This is a genomic window from Blastocatellia bacterium (genome assembly GCA_016713405.1).
GTDB lineage: Bacteria > Acidobacteriota > Blastocatellia > Chloracidobacteriales > JADJPF01 > JADJPF01.
Window position 1 is genome coordinate 339,781 of the sequence record JADJPF010000007.1, and the last position, 15,487, is coordinate 355,267.

12 protein-coding genes and 5 pseudogenes are annotated in these 15,487 nt (G+C 32.7%); all 17 read right to left on the minus strand.

Translation table 11 applies throughout. The features are described 5' to 3' along the window. Window position 1: 1 nt before the first annotated feature. Entirely contained in the window at window positions 2-1,612 is a 1,611-nt protein-coding gene (locus IPK14_11970; GenBank protein ID MBK7994103.1) for a hypothetical protein, read from the minus strand. 1,105 nt (window positions 1,613-2,717) lie between these two features. Further along, on the minus strand, window positions 2,718-3,239 hold the full coding sequence (locus IPK14_11975) for a hypothetical protein (protein ID MBK7994104.1): 522 nt from the start codon (window positions 3,237-3,239) through the stop codon (window positions 2,718-2,720). After that, on the minus strand, window positions 3,214-3,522 hold the full coding sequence (locus tag IPK14_11980) for a hypothetical protein (protein MBK7994105.1): 309 nt from the start codon (window positions 3,520-3,522) through the stop codon (window positions 3,214-3,216). Before IPK14_11980 ends, IPK14_11975 begins: the two co-directional genes overlap by 26 nt. Window positions 3,523-3,558: 36 nt before the next feature. Continuing rightward, complete coding sequence (locus IPK14_11985) at window positions 3,559-5,037, minus strand: hypothetical protein (protein MBK7994106.1); 1,479 nt, start codon at window positions 5,035-5,037, stop codon at window positions 3,559-3,561. Window positions 5,038-5,400: 363 nt separating this feature from the next. Continuing rightward, window positions 5,401-7,077 (minus strand): annotated as a pseudogene (locus IPK14_11990) (DUF262 domain-containing protein). Between the two features lie 307 nt (window positions 7,078-7,384). Then, window positions 7,385-8,577: pseudogene (locus IPK14_11995) on the minus strand (ISAzo13 family transposase). A gap of 227 nt (window positions 8,578-8,804) precedes the next feature. Beyond that, window positions 8,805-9,257 carry an FHA domain-containing protein gene (locus IPK14_12000; GenBank protein ID MBK7994107.1) on the minus strand — a complete coding sequence of 151 codons (453 nt, stop codon included), beginning with the start codon at window positions 9,255-9,257 and terminating at the stop codon, window positions 8,805-8,807. Window positions 9,258-9,356: 99 nt separating this feature from the next. Beyond that, window positions 9,357-10,205 (minus strand): hypothetical protein, encoded by an 849-nt coding sequence (locus tag IPK14_12005; GenBank protein ID MBK7994108.1) that lies wholly within the window; start codon window positions 10,203-10,205, stop codon window positions 9,357-9,359. After that, window positions 10,199-10,450, minus strand: coding sequence for a DUF3696 domain-containing protein (locus IPK14_12010; protein ID MBK7994109.1), 252 nt, complete (start codon window positions 10,448-10,450; stop codon window positions 10,199-10,201). Before IPK14_12010 ends, IPK14_12005 begins: the two co-directional genes overlap by 7 nt. Window positions 10,451-10,640: 190 nt before the next feature. Further along, a complete protein-coding gene (locus IPK14_12015) occupies window positions 10,641-10,913 on the minus strand; it encodes a hypothetical protein (protein ID MBK7994110.1) in 273 nt (90 codons plus the stop codon). 241 nt (window positions 10,914-11,154) lie between these two features. After that, entirely contained in the window at window positions 11,155-11,706 is a 552-nt protein-coding gene (locus IPK14_12020) for an AAA family ATPase (GenBank protein ID MBK7994111.1), read from the minus strand. Between the two features lie 78 nt (window positions 11,707-11,784). Beyond that, window positions 11,785-12,210, minus strand: a complete 426-nt coding sequence (locus IPK14_12025) for a restriction endonuclease subunit S (protein ID MBK7994112.1) — start codon at window positions 12,208-12,210, stop codon at window positions 11,785-11,787. Window positions 12,211-12,296: 86 nt separating this feature from the next. After that, a pseudogene (locus IPK14_12030) lies at window positions 12,297-12,443 on the minus strand (restriction endonuclease subunit S). A gap of 548 nt (window positions 12,444-12,991) precedes the next feature. Next, window positions 12,992-14,165, minus strand: a pseudogene (locus IPK14_12035) (N-6 DNA methylase). Window positions 14,166-14,260: 95 nt separating this feature from the next. Next, window positions 14,261-14,416, minus strand: a pseudogene (locus tag IPK14_12040) (SAM-dependent DNA methyltransferase). 193 nt (window positions 14,417-14,609) lie between these two features. Continuing rightward, window positions 14,610-15,038: a hypothetical protein gene (locus IPK14_12045; protein ID MBK7994113.1), complete on the minus strand. Its 429-nt coding sequence runs from the start codon at window positions 15,036-15,038 to the stop codon at window positions 14,610-14,612. 71 nt (window positions 15,039-15,109) lie between these two features. Then, window positions 15,110-15,325 carry a hypothetical protein gene (locus tag IPK14_12050; GenBank protein ID MBK7994114.1) on the minus strand — a complete coding sequence of 72 codons (216 nt, stop codon included), beginning with the start codon at window positions 15,323-15,325 and terminating at the stop codon, window positions 15,110-15,112. Window positions 15,326-15,487 lie beyond the last annotated feature (162 nt).

Consider the following 15,487-nt stretch of genomic DNA (forward strand, 5'->3'; position numbering starts at 1 on the left):
CCTACCATTTCATCAAGTAAAACGCGAAAAGCATCTTCAGAAGTATCTTGAAACCCTTGATTCCAAAAAAGGTCAATGCTTGTTCTCTAATCCATGCAGTAGAAAATCCATCACTTACTCTATCATCATCTTCTAAACTGTAGAGGGCTATTGCTAAAGCAATCACTCGATAACGTGTATTCAGATCTAACGTAAGTTTGAAGCGTTCTCTGATAGCTCTTCTTAAATCTTGACTGCGATAAGCATCTTCAACATGTTTAGACGTAATTGTGTAAGGAGGACTTTTATGATGCTCAATTGTAAAATTGTTTGAGCTAGTTACATGTTTAAGCAAATGATCGCAATAAAGTTGTATAAGACTAGGATAATAATTTGTTTGAGAAAGTATTCTAAAAACTAAGTCACGAGGTTCAAAATAATATCCTAAACTAGCAAAAGGTTTTTCAATTAAGGCTCTAGCTTCTCTTACTTCGCGTGATTCACCATTGTCAAGTAATGGGCCTATACACATTGGATCGCCATAATGAGCCAATGGATGATTTTCTAATCTTGTAGTACGTTGAACATTGTGCAAACCAGCAAAAATTACTTTGAACCTTCGATTAGTTCTATCCATCAAACCTTTTAATAATGCAGCCCTAGTAAATTCGCCTATTTCTTCTCCTTCTGCATGCTTTTTCCCATCTATAACCAAAAAGCGATCAGCCTCATCTAGCAATAAAAGTATGTGACGTTTATCATCTTGTTCCAACCATTTTTGTACGTACTCAAGTAATTTATTTTCTCTAGTTTGTGGAGGCACATTATTCGGAATAATATCTAAAACTTTAAATTCATCAGCTATAAGTGTCCAAATCTCGTCAACAGGACGATTATAGCCTATCCCTGAAGTTTTTAAATCTAACCATATTGCTATTCTACCATTAGTTGGGGAATGGAAAGTTCTCTGTACGTCTCTTAATAACGCTGTTTTACCTAATTGTCTTCCGCCATATATAAAACATGATCCCATAGGAGATATAATGGATTCTCGTTCTATACGTCTTCCATAAAATATTTCTGGTGGGACAAGGCTAGCTGTTGTAGTATAAGGTTTTAAAAAGGTAAATGGTAAACTGCATTCAAACATTCGTGGTAATCTTGAACCTCGCTCACCGCAAAGATATAACATTAAAACATCATCAATAACAACAAAAGTACGTCGACGCTCTCGACACATTCTAGCAAGATCTTTCCGCCTTTTTTCTGTCATTCTACCAAAATGAAAAACAATAACTGGACTACCTTGAAAGTTATCCCCAATTTCATTTAGCAAATCTTCTTCTGTGGGCCTTTCCCAAACACACAAAACACGATAGCTACCTTTAGCATTTGATCCATAATAAGAGACTGGACATCTTTCTCTTTCCTGTATTATTTCTGTAGTTATATTTATCCAAAGACATGGTTTATTTTTTTGAGAACCAAAAGTTATTTTTATAACATTAAACCCTAAGCTACTAAGTATAATAGTTAAACTGTGTTCATCTATTTTTTTTGCTTTTTTGGCTGTAAACCAAGATTTTAGCATATCTGCTGCTTGCTCTGCCTGCGGGCCAGCAACAGGTCTCATTTGAATAGGGCCAATGGTTTTACGTGAATTAACAATATCTATTATATATTGGGGTGTTGGCCTAGTTTCATAATCAGGTTCAAGGAAATCTTCTATTTCTCTGTATTTCTGAGGAAAGAAATCTTTGAATGAATTTATTTCTTTTCTAAATTCATGTATGAAATTTTTTTGTAATATTGTATCTATGTATTCATTGGCTGTTAAGATATCACCTTTTTCTAAAACACTACAAATTCTATTATATGCAAAATGCCCTTTCTCTATGCCTGCTTTTTCAAGGCGTTGTTTTACGTTAGTAATTTTATTAGTACGTTCCTCTTCTATAGATTGTTTTATACTTGTTAACTGATTATGTTTTTCTTTAAATTCTAAAATTTCATCAATTGTGTTTTCTATTTGTTGAATCTTGGTGATAAGAGAATCTCTATCTGCTTCTTTAAGCAGACTTAAAACTATTGCTGACTCTATGGATTCTCTGGTGTTTTGTAAATCCCTTTTCAGAGCATCTTTACATTCTCGAATATTTTTTCTCTTCCCTTACGCATATCTTCTATGTCAAGAAAAGAATCTGTAGTTGAGTTTCTATTAGCTTCAACATACTCTATTATCTGTAAAGTGACACTGTGATCACGAAGTTCTGCTCTCTCCTCAAAAGCTTGGTGCCAACTTATATCTTCATTAGATATAAAATTTAGTATTTGTTCCATGACAATTTTAGGATCATAATTTCTTGGTTCCAAATTATCGCTCAGTGGTAGAAAGGACATTTTTAAGAAATCTGCATTAAGTAAGTGTTTTTGTAGTGGTTCTTTATCTTTTATTTCAACAACTGGAGAAAAAATTGCTTTTATATCTTTAATAGCCTGTAAACATATTTTCTCCGAACAGATATTTCTGAAAAACTAGAATTTTTTTTAACAAATGTTTCTAATTCATTTACAACAAAATCATAATTCTTTTTAATATTTTTATGTACTTCATTAGTTTTACGAGTTATCCAGTCACTATTTTCGTTAGGACGAGACTTACAAATAGAAATCCACCTACCACAAAGTTCCACAACTTCATTTGTATGTTTTAGCAAAGAACTTAGAATTTTTTACCTCTATTCCTTGTTTACTTGGATAAGAAAGATTATTTTTTCAAGACGTTGTACTTCTTTTAAAACAGCTTTTTCATCTGACAAAAAGTTAACTTTTTCACAAACTTTTTTTAGTTCTTCAATCTTGTCGTTACGTATGGTTGTAATTAAGTTCTCAATAAGTTGACCTTTTTTAATCCAATGTTGCCAAATATGCGTAATAGGAACAAAACTCATCTTAAATTTAGGAGCTTTTTCCCACCAAGAATCAATATCTGCCCAAAGTTCTTGAAGTTTTTTCTCCCAAGATTCTTTTCCTTTTAGAAGAGAAAGATCTATTGGCTGTGAATTGTCACCATATTCTGCAATTATTTCACAATAATCTTTAAACATGCCTAAACCATCTTTTGCATAGTACAACAGGTGTAAAATTCTGGAAGCATTTGTACTAGGAGCTAATAAAGCAGGTCTTAAAGAAGCAGAAGCTAAGAGAAAACTTAAAACTTGATTCCATTCACCATCATACAGAAAAAATTTCTGGCACAAAATTAGAAAAATCTTTTTTCAGTATATTTGAAAGTTGCCGCACATCATGGAGTATATTTTTACTCAAAATTATTGCTCTTATTAACCAAGAAGTAACAACTCTTTTGTTACTTGGAAACATCAACTCACAACATCGATTCAAATGAAAAGCAAGGCTCAACTTATTTTCTGCTAATAAGTTCCAAATCAATTCTTCCAATCTAGAAGTTACGTTTTCTCTAGCATCATTGAGAATTAATTTTGCCACATCTTTTAGAGGTCGAAATAGAAAAGAAGTATTCAAAAATTTTCTTCTAATTTTCCAATAATTTCTTTACCATTAAGATTTAATAATTTTTTTATTCTTCTCTTTTGCCTCAATTACTTGTATATCATCTTGCAAAATAAACTGTGATTTATCTATATTTTCTTTACCATAGTATGTATTCACTGTATCTATAGGATTAGCCAAAGTAGAAGATATATTTTGATTAACATTATCTTCTTGTTTTTCTTCTATTTCTATAGTGGATAATTGTAATTTTTCTATATCATTGCTCTCATTCTTTGTAAATATACTTACATTTTTTTCTAATATATTATTTTCAGTTTTAACAAATTCATTAATTGTTATTATGTCTATGTCTTGTATATTATCTTCTTTAACATGACTATCACAATAATTCAATGAAATAAACATATCAGAATTATCTATATTCTTTTTTTTTTCACTAACATCTTTAGTTTTGTTTTGTTCTGAAAAGTGTTCTTTTGCTTCAAAATTTTTATTTTGTGGAGGAACTATCAATACTAAAGAACATATATAGGAGTAAATATTATTAATACTTGATACTATTTCAACCAATGACTCATTCCACTTTTGATGTTCATCTATGTTGTTTGGCAATGTTTGTAGTAAGTTGCTTAGTTTTTCTAATAATTCTTTAAATGACAAAAATTGTTTTGTTAAAAATTCTAGATTTTCTGTGGAAAGATTATGTATTGCCAAATCTTGAATATTTATTTTGCAAAAAGAAAGTTCCTTTGACAGATTTTCTGCTATTTGGTTAACTAAATCCTTTAGCGCCCTCTTGTTCTTATTATGTTGACTTTCATACTCCTTATATTTTTTCTCTTTAAGTTCTTTAATATTTTCAATGAAATCTAATAACTCTAACCATTCAGACGCTTCATATGGTAATGAGCTTAACTTATCAAACATTTCCCCTAATAAACCAGAAAATTTCGGTACCGTTTCACAAACTTTTTTTCTGTCATCCATTAGTTGTTTTTCCTTTTTGTTTTTTTCTATTACTTCTCCTGGAATTGGTAAACATCCAACCAAACAACACAACATCAATCCCACATCATTTTCATCAAAATCTGGATGTTTTACTAAAAACTCTTTGACATAAGTCATTACTTTTTCTAATTCCCAAAATAAAATAAACTTGCCACCAAGATCAGAAAATTTTACAGATTTTATTTGTTTATCTACCAAAAAACCTTCAACTAACTTTTCTAAAACATTGTGAGATTCCATCCAAATACATAAAATTGATTCTACTAGAGGATTACATGCACAAAATGCTATTTCTAATGGTTTGTAGAGCTTTATTTTAGGTGCATTCATATCAATACGCCTAAATCCATCTATTTTAATTGGTAGATTTTGTAATACTTTATTTAACTTTTTTTTAGCAATTACTGATGAATTTCTATAATAATCAATTACTCTTTTTATTAACCTCTTTCTGTAACTATTTTCTAGTACAGAATTTATCATTAAAAATGGCAAATGTTCTTCTAAATCTATCATAACAACTTCCTATAATGTTCTATAAATATAGTATTTATCTTAGTATTTTTTGCATATATTTTAAGTAACTTATTATAGTATTTCAAAAATATAGCTTAAGTAAAGATTTTAAGATATAAACAAGTTTTAACTAACTAAGCTTTAAGAGTATTTGAAAAATTAATCAAATACTCTTGGGTTGTAATATTTTGCTATGTCCAACTTTTATTTAGCTATTTTATTCACTCAATAATTTGAAATTTAATTTTGAGTAATTGTGTGTTAGTTAGAACACAAAGCTTAAAATAATTTTTACTTTAAATATTAAAGTTTTGACAAAATAGATAATAATTTTGTTCAAGCAAATAAGAATTTTTTGCCAAGTTAATATTTTGATAATAAATAGCTAAATTTTTGTTGAATTAACACTTTTCTGGCCTTTATAAAATCTTGGTAGTTATCAACTTCCCATAAAACAGGATCCTTTGGAATTAAGTGTAGTTCCAAATAGTCTCGTGATTTACCATTAAACCAATCTTTAGGAAGTGTATCTGCTTTACCTGCTGCACCATTTTCTGCTTGAGAAAGTAACATACAATTTGCTATCTGGTTTCTTTCATAATCACGGAATTTCATCAAATCTCTTCTTCCTGTAATTAGATTAATATCTTTTATTTTCTTTAAAACACTTTGAGGAAAAATGTGGTCTATCTGAGGCATATTACCTACATATGCTGGTGTATAATTAAAGTCTTTATACCAAAGATTAAATAATAAATGTATGGTATCTGAACCATAAGTTATCTCAAAAAGCCGCTCCTTTGAAATTTCAAGACTTCGCCCACGCATGCGAATTACGTGTAAAATTTCACTTAATAAAAAATTTTTATTTATACGAATATTTGTAATGCAATCATCTATCATTTGATCAGATGTCCCACTAAAGGCACCAGAAAATAAAGAGCGTATCAAATATTCATCTAGCCCTTTAGATTCTTTCCATGCTTGTTCAAAATGAAATCTCAAATAAATTATTGGTATTAGTGATAAATATGACGGCAAAGCTTTGTCACAACGAATAAACGTTTTTCCTTGAACAAAATCTAAAACATCTTTAATTGCATTAGATATATCTCCCCATCTTTCCTCTATTTTTTCCCTTACACCTTGTTTTCTAAATTTACCAACTTCGTAACGGGCTCACTGATCAAGTAATGTAAGACATGTTTTCAAAACAAAGTCACGCGTAAAAAGCAAAACCATAGTTGTTTAAAGTTGTTAACAACTCTTCTATTTCCTCTCCAGATTCGTCCCAACTAGTTGCCAACAAAGAAAAAAAAGCAAATCTGATTTACCAAGTTTTGTTCCACCAGAGTTTGCCCTAATAAAAATTTCTACTACATCATCTTCAGAGTAAAGAGCAATATTCTCTGTACTATCTAATTCTTGATAAGAAATTCCTTCATCTGAGTGAAAAGTTTTAAAGATAATCCCTATGTTTTTGCTTATTTTTTTTAACTCATCAGAAGAAAGCGTTTTGGTTGATCGAGAAATTACGTCTTGTGCTAAAGTGACAGGATCTAAATCCGAAAATACTAAATCTTTGAATTTTATCCAAGGATACTTAGCTTCATCTAATGAAAGAAACTCAAATTTGTATTTAACATCATCAGGAGCAGCAACTTCTCCACTAAGCATATTAATGTACAATTCCTTTTTTTCAAAACTTCCACGCAATCCTATAAAGAGGCTTTGTAAACGCTGTTGACCATCTAAAACAAGACATTTTTTTTTATCACTTTCGGGTACGAAGAAATCTGACAATCTTATATCTGATTTATAATTTTCAATAAATTTTCTACATTTCACACGGCTTTTTGTTTTCCATACTAATAAAGTACTTATAGGATATTCTCTTAAGATAGAGTCAAACAACCTGCATATTTGCTCTTTTGTCCAAACAAAAGAACGTTGTATATTTGGAAGCCAAAACCCTCCTTCTTCTTCTGGATTATTTAGAAATTGTACTATTTTACGTAAAGACTGTTTTGGCATTCTCATCGTTTAGAAATCCTACTAGTTTATTAAATAAGCTACTATAGTTATACTAAATAAATAATAATATAGTAAAGTATTATTTTAGGTGGTGTCCCTCAGTTGAAGTGATGAAATAAAGTTATGCATGCCCCAGAGAATACTAAATTAAGGTTAAAAGAGGCTTAAAAGCAGCCTTTTTGAGAATGATTTGGTAATTTCTAGCTTAAATATAGGAAGCACTTTAAAAGAAAATCCACCACAATTTAAGCAAAGCAGAACTTGATGGGCAATTGCTTTAGTTAGGGATTTGGAAAAATAAAATCTCCCAGAATTAAATAGAAAGGGAAGGAATATCAACAAACCAACGTTCAAGACCAGGAAAACGAACAAGTTTAGACTCTAAAGATTTCATAAGGAATTTAGGAGCCCTTGACACCTGTTTGGTAAGGCTTAGAAATTAATTCAACGTAGGGATGTTTGCCTTTCCAAGTCATGGAGTGAGCAAAATGAAGAACAGAATCTAAAGTATCCAAAATAGAACCATTCCAATGATTCTCCAAAACGCCAAAACAACGCTCTATGGGATTATATTTGCTATGGTATGGAGGATAGTAAGCCAGAGAAACAGATGTGTTTGATTTTGCAACAAACTCAACCATACGTTTTACAAACTGTGTACGATGGCTTTGGTTTTCAGGCCGTGTCTGATTTATAACTAAAGTATTAACGCTAGGAAAGAATTTTTTCTGCTTTAACCACCATAGTTCTAAGGTATCAACGATAAAATCACTGGTAAGAGTAAATGGGGTGATAAGAAACAGATCGTCATATTTTGGTAAAAATATGCCAAATGGGGTTAATGTAGAATCAGGCTTGAAATCGTGGTCTAACGCCTTAGTCAACACTCTAGATTTTCCTCCTCTTGAGAAATTACCTATTTTACTGCTGCCTTTGCATCCAAGGAAATTCTCAACTCTTCTGTGGATTTATCAGCTTTTGGATTAACTTCATTTAGACGTGAAAAAATTGCGTCTGTTTGCGGGATCTTTTTTTTGGCTTACTCTTTAGTACTTTACTAGGATAATATCCTAACGCATTTAATTTGTTAGCTATAGTTTTCTCGCTAGGTAGTTCGCTTTCTTCATAGCCTTTCTGCAAAATAAGTTGCTCTCTAACTTCTCTTGCACTTAATCTTGTGTACAGTCTGCTAGTTTTGAAAGAAGGATCTGTTTGGCTTTGTCCATCCACTATATTTGTTATATCCAAAAGCAGATTTGGTATATGTTCTTCTATTGCCTTGCGCCCTCTTTGCCGAAAAGCATCTGACACGTTATTCCTGTATTTAATTCGTTCATTCCTTTACGTATCGTTGTTCTATCCCATCCCTAGTTCTTTTTCTGCTCGTCTTTGTCCTCCTATTCCTAATTCTTTTACTGTTCTAGCCATAAAAAACCTTCTCTCCCTCCCTTTCAGTCTTTCTACTGTTTCTATTAAATATTTTTTTACCGATTCTGTTAGCTCCACTTTTTTCTCCAAGTTTGTTATTCCTTAGAGCTTACCATACAAACCTACTTAATTTGGGAGATTTTATTTTTTCTAAGTCCCTTAAGTTATTGATAAACAGGAGTTTTTTACACATTTTGATATTTTAGCTGTAGAATATTTAGATTTCGAGTTAGAATTATCACTTCAACTGAAAAACTCTTCCATAATTTTATTCAAACAATTTTATTCTGCTAAACCAGAAAGCATTAAAACATAATGTCTAGCCAAAGTTGTTTCATCACCAGGTTTAACCACCATTTTTCTATTTTTTGCCCATTAACCTTTGTGCCATTTTTAGAAGCGGTGTCAAAGATTTCCATCTGTTCATCTGAATGAACAACTATGCAACAATGCCTACGAGAAACCATTATGTGTTCTACTACAATATCATTATCGCTAAAACGCCCAATTCGATTTTTGCCATACTTTAAACGATAAGTTTCAAGCCCTACAGTCACAAAATAACTAGAATCTCTGCCTATTTCTCTATAAATAGGCTCTTCTAAGCAAATTTCTCCAGCATTACTATTAACTCTTAAATCTTCCAAATACATAGTGCTTGAGCCTCTGGAATCTTCTATGTCTGAGCGAACTACTCTAAACAAAGCTTGTCTAGCTGGTTCTAAAAACAAGTGACAACTTCCTAATGGTTCTCCCATAACATTGCTCCTAGGCTAAAATTCTGTTAGGGTTTTAGAAATCTACTTTTGTATAAACAAAAGTGTTATTTTGCTCCTTTTACTTGATGTAAAGGAGTTTTACCAATATATTGCTGCCAAGCTTTGATGCGTTTCTTCGTCCAAAATTGTTACTATGTCTGTATCTGTGCTATTGCCGTCTTCATTGTCATCTAAACCTGTTCCAAACATTACTCCACCTATGTCTGTCAAAATATAACGATTATGCAACTCGCCATCATCCCATCGAATAATATTAAGTGATAAACCTTTAGGTATTATGTAAGGAAGCCTTTTATCACACTCATCTTTGAATGTATTATTACCTATTGTTTTATCGTTATCTTCAGAATGGTATTCTAGTTTTATAGAACTTCCTCTTTCTTTACAATCTTCCGATATAATGCTTAAGAATTCTCTCAAGGGGCGAATATGTGGATTTAATGAAAGCCTGAAAAAATACGGATCTATAAATATGATTTCCTTGCTACATAGAAGTAAGTTTTTAACACACAAAGCCATTTCAGTAGCAGAGCGTCTTATTTCCTTTGACCTTGGAGCTTTCATAAGCTCATCGTTGTTATCCACTTGACTACCTATTAAAACACAGGCGTGGTTATTAGAGTTTTCCGTCGCAATTATTGCATGAAATGGCCTTTTGGAATGTTCCTCAATAACATTTTCTAGCCAAGATAAAGTAGGTGTCCATTCAGAAACACGTGTCATAAGAACAAGATTTTTTAATGCTATTTCTACTTTCGTTCTTTCAACTGCTTGAAAATTTGCTGTCGCTGCATAAACAAGCCTTTTCCATTTAGAAGGGTACTGAGAAATAAGCCGCCCATTGGCTACACCAAATTGGCTAATGAAATAACGAAATCTATCCCAATTACTTAAAACAGAAGGATCTAAAGCATACTCCTTTAACATTTAAAAAGCTCCTCTGCTCGTTCCTCAAAAAAGCCTTTAGGCCAACGGTCTATAAACTCGCCTGTTTCATCTATGCGAAGTGGTGTTAGCTTCACGCCTTCAGCAGTTTGTTCAACATAAATAACAGAAACTTTATCAGGTGTAAGTGCTGGTGCATCTGGTGGTAGTTCATTGTCGTTAGTCTCTCGTATTCGTCTAAGTAGTCTTAATATTAAATGTTCGCTATGGGTTTCAAGAAAAGAGATCTCTTTTCATTAATTTGATCAATAAAGATCTCCCCTAGCCCCGTCTGAATTGCCGGATGAATATAGTTCTGGCTGTTCAATAGCAATAATACTATCATCTGTTTTATTTAATGCTATTACTATAACAGGAATAATCTGAGAAATACCTATACCAATATCTTGAGGAAAAACATCTATACCCGTCTTATTTTCAAATAAAAAGACGTTTTTTATTTGGCAATTTTTCCATGTATGATTTCAAAATCTCTATATCATCTAATTCTGCACCTCTTTCTAGTATGGCTATTATAGGACTTTCTAAATCAACTTCTTTGTACACTTTCATTTTTAGAGCATAGCCTGTTTTAAGTTTTTCCTCTCCTAACCAATGGTTTACTTTTTTTAGAAATTTTTGATCTCTCAAATAAAGCGTGTCCCAAGCAGCTAAACCATTAGCCCAATTTTGTCTATTTTGCGTTGACACAGGCTGATAATTCCTTGATGGGATTTCTCTAATTGGCCCTAAGTACAAAAATCTATTTAACTTTTCTGTTAATACTTCTCCTGTCCCTCTCAAAATTTGGTTTATTGTCCAAGAAGATACATTCCACTAAAGTAATAATTACCAGCCAAGTCTTCAGAAAGAGTAGTGCCTCTTTCTACAAAACTTATTCCTGTTTTCCATCTTGGCAAAACAGAATTAGGATATACCAATGTAAATTCTGCTACTTTTTCTCTGAGCCAACAGGTTGACCGATTTTCGGATCATCATAAAAAATTGGATGACTAACATTTACTTTTATTATATTTCCTAATCCTTCAGAATAAATTCCTGCTATTTCTTCATCATTATTCATGCCCACTAGATAATTTGTAATGTAAGGATATTTTCTTACTTCGTCCCACCCTATAACAATTTCTACCCAAGCTGATTTAACCTTAGGGCTTATATCAAAATCCCATTTTGATAAAGAATGATATAAAGGTAAATCTTCTCTAGAAAGATCCATTTCAAACCGTAAATGAATTTTCTTTTTAAGATCGCGATCACTAACTAAATTCCTAAAACCTCCCAAATCTATGTTGTCACCACCCTGAATAGTTTGATCTGCATCAAGGTTTTGGTACAGCAAAACTTCTCTTGCATAGTGTATTGCTTGCAAAATAGTGCTTTTGCCCGCGCTATTTGCGCCAAACAACAGCGTGATAGGCTTTAGCTCAATTCGTACACGCTCACGAATACCTTTGAAGTTTTTTAGTGTAATTGCCGTAATCATAAACCTACCTATTTCTATAATTCGCCTCGAAAAGCACGTTGGACAAGGGAGTTGAATAAAATATCTATTTGCTGGTGATCATAAAACAATTTCTCTTTTATTTTTTTCTGTTTTATAAACTATTTTTGCATAATCATTTTGTAGATTTAAAGGAGGTTTTAGTATTTCTATAGACTGCAACTCCTGTGCATTTATATTAGCCATACCAATAATACTTTTGCACATATTGGTTAATATTTGTTTACCATATTTTGAATTAAGAAACCCAGCTAAATATTCTGCATTGTTTTGAGAATTAGCTTTTACTCTAATTAAATACCCTGCAAAAGCCATAGGTTCACTTTGGCGATACACTGCTGATTTGCCAACTAATTCTTTGCTATTGGTTCTATTAAAAAGTAAATCACCTTTTACCACTAAATACTTTTCTTTTTCTTTGTCAGATAAATCAATATATTTCAAATCAGTAAAATCCCATCCACCTTGATAAGTTATATTACCCATTCTTAAGATAGGATATTGACCTTTTCTCCTGCCTTGCTACTTGTTCCATAATTTACTTCAGAAACTAAATCTTTAATGTTTACTTTGTCCCACCCCTTCGGATTCGTCACCGGATCGCCGAACATGTCCAAAAACACCGACCGCAGCAACTCATCCGCCAGCTTAATCGCCTCTTGCCGCTTGCGCCTTATCGCGTCGGCTTTGTCGAGAATGGCGGCGATGCGCTTTTGTTGCTCACTGTTAAATAATGGAATTTGCAATTTTTTAACTCGTTAGGACTAAAATTAGGTTGTGCGCTTCCCCCAGCAAGACTTAATAAGTTTTCCATAATTTTTTTTGAGCTTATCAAATGCCTCAAAATTATTGAGAATTCTGGACTTTTAGGACGAATAATAGAAATACGTTGATTTACATAAGCACCTTCGTCTTCCTGCAAAACAACGCCACTTTTTTCCCTGTTGTTGCGCCAGAAAGAGCAATCAGAATATCTCCTTTTAGCTCTACAAGAATTTGGTAAAGGATTTTTTGTATTATCAACCCTAACAGAATTTCTTGTTGACACAAAACCCCCTGCTATATCACTTATTCTAATTACTTTTCCCCCATTCTTGAAACCAAGAACTATTAAAGGCAAACCCTCCTAAAATATCAGCAACTTCATTCAAGAAAACATACTTTGTTTTACTCATCATAGTAGTGTCTCCAGTTCATTCAAATCTTCTTGAATACTTGCCTCTAAACCTTTTAGCTTTTTTAAGTATTTCCTTTGGTGCTTCATACTCTACTTCTTCATCACTACTTCCTTGTACCTATTCAATGACAAATCATAGTTATTTTCTTGAATATCTTTGACAGGGACAAAAAAAGCTTTGTCTGTTCTACTGCTGTCTTTCTTAGGATCTCGTGCTTGCCAACGCTTTAGCACATCGGGCAAATCATTTTCGGCTACTGGGTCGCGCTTGTCGTCTAATGAATATCCATCGGCTTCAACATCATAGAAAAATACGTTGTCCGTTCTGCCGCCTTTAGTAAAAACTATTATTGCTGTTGAAACTCCTGCATAGGGCTTAAATACGCCTGATGGAAGCGAAATAATTGCTTCTAATTGGTTTTCATCAACTAACAATTGACGTAAGGCTATGTGGGCTTTGCTTGAGCCAAATAACACTCCATCAGGAACAATTGTTGCTGAACGACCACCCTTTTTAAGCATTCGCAAGATTAGCGCGATAAACAACAATTCAGTCTTTTTGGTTTTTACTTTGCCAATTAATGAGGAATGAACATCTTCCTCGTCAAGGCTGCCTTTGAATGGTGGATTGGCTAGCACTACATCAAAGCCTTCTGTAGCTAGTTTAGGAAATTTATCTGGAAAATTGCTGCTCAAAGTATCTTGATAATGGATTTTAGGCGAGTCTACACCATGCAACATTAAATTCATTGCTGCAATTCTTAGCATTGTTGCATCAAAGTCAAAACCGTGAAGCATTTCTTTTGAATATGCTCTTGATATGGTTCTAACAAATCACCACTATAAATTTTGCTACCATCTTCATTTTCAATAATACCTTCGGTTGATGTGTATTTCTCTAATAAGTATTGCATCACTCCTACTAGAAAAGCCCGCCGTACCACAAGCGGGATCTCCTACAACCTCATTTGGCTTTGGATCAAGGAGTTCAACCATTAGACCAATAATATGGCGAGGTGTACGGAATTGGCCGTTAATGCCTGCTGTAGTTAGTTTAGAAAGCAAATACTCATAAAAGTCGCCTTTTGTATCAGCTTCAGTAAGCGGTAAGCGGTCAATCATATTTACAGCAGAAAACAAACAAACTAGGCTTTTGAATCATTAGTTGAGCATCTGCCATATATTCGCTAAAGGTTGAATCTTTACCTTTGTTGGCTATTTCTTTAAAGTGTGGAAAAACATTATCGCGCACTAGCTTAAGCATTTCATCACCGCCTAATTGCTTAAAAGCTAGACCAACGGAGATGTCGTTTATCTTCTCCGTAAAGGCTATCCTAAAAAAAATTTACCTTTAACCTTTGCTTTTTTCTCGTTTACTTCTTCATTAATATCAAGCCACCGCGCAAACATTAGAAAAGAAATTTGCTCAATGACGGTTAATGGATTGGTGATTCCGCCTGTCCAAAACTCTTCCCAGAGTTTGTCAATCTGACTTCTTAGCTGTCCTGTAATCATAATTGTCCTGTTGGAAAAATTTATTAATTGTTGCTTATATTCTTAGGTTTGAAAAGAATTAATAATGCCTAATAACTCGTTTCTTTCTTCATCGCTAAACACTCCACTAATCCATAACTATCAATAAAAGTAAACGGTGACTCAAAAAGCTTATCAATTTCTATTGAACCGTTTTTAGCAATAAAGTTTATTACTAAATCCAAAATTTAATCTGTTTAGAATTTAGATTATGCTCTTGTGCAAATTGCTCAAATCTTTGACGAACTGCTGTAGATTCCCATCCAATAATTCTATGGAAAATATAAATAATATCTCCTGCTGCTTCTGGATAAAGTTCTACTAGGTTATCACAATCAACGTCTGGATTTTGTGTAAGTATAAGTGAACAAATCTCTTGCAAGTCGTCTTCATTAACAGGTTTTCCAGATTTGATTTTTTGTAAAATAGTGCTTTCTTCAATTAAAGCTTCTAAAGCATCCTTAACACGCATACGGTAGGCTATTAACTCTAAACCTTCTAGCTTAGGCAGTACTTTTCTTTGTTCAATTTTGGTTCTATCTTCAGCTACATCAATAACTAATGGTTTAGGACTACTATAAGAAGTAAGACGTCTATGTTGCATTATTCCTCGCAGTTCTACACGGATATTTTCTAAATCTTTGATTGTTATAGTTTCCCAAAATTGAGAAGCCTTTATTTGATTGATAATATTAAGCTTTTCACGAACTTGATTAATATTTGTTGGAAGCTGGGAAATTGCAAATAAAGCTCATCTTTATAATCTTCAAACTTAGCAGACTTTCTTAAAAGTTCATTTTGAAGCCTAGCTATAAGTAAATCAAAATAATAGGCTTCTTCGTGTCCGCGAGTGTTTCGCCATTGCATTAATGGAGCAATATCTCTAGCCAAAACCGTTTTAGTTACACCAGAAAAGGTTTTTAGGCTATCAAAATCTCTTACAGATTTAAGCTCACGCCATTTTCTTTTATTGCAATGGTCTTTTCTGGAAGTGCTGCTAAATCTTCAGCAAGTAACTCAATAATAGAGTTAAATGCTGTTTCATCTTTCTTT

Bases quoted from the DNA above. Each gene is read 5' to 3' on its own strand.
- IPK14_11970 (MBK7994103.1), bottom strand. From the start codon at position 1,612: ATGAGACCTGTTGCTGGCCCGCAGGCAGAGCAAGCAGCAGATATGCTA.
- IPK14_11985 (MBK7994106.1), bottom strand. From the start codon at position 5,037: ATGATAGATTTAGAAGAACATTTGCCATTTTTAATGATAAATTCTGTA.
- IPK14_12000 (MBK7994107.1), bottom strand. From the start codon at position 9,257: ATGGGAGAACCATTAGGAAGTTGTCACTTGTTTTTAGAACCAGCTAGA.
- IPK14_12005 (MBK7994108.1), bottom strand. From the start codon at position 10,205: ATGTTAAAGGAGTATGCTTTAGATCCTTCTGTTTTAAGTAATTGGGAT.
- IPK14_12020 (MBK7994111.1), bottom strand. From the start codon at position 11,706: ATGATTACGGCAATTACACTAAAAAACTTCAAAGGTATTCGTGAGCGT.
- IPK14_12025 (MBK7994112.1), bottom strand. From the start codon at position 12,210: ATGGGTAATATAACTTATCAAGGTGGATGGGATTTTACTGATTTGAAA.
- IPK14_12045 (MBK7994113.1), bottom strand. From the start codon at position 15,038: ATGCAACATAGACGTCTTACTTCTTATAGTAGTCCTAAACCATTAGTT.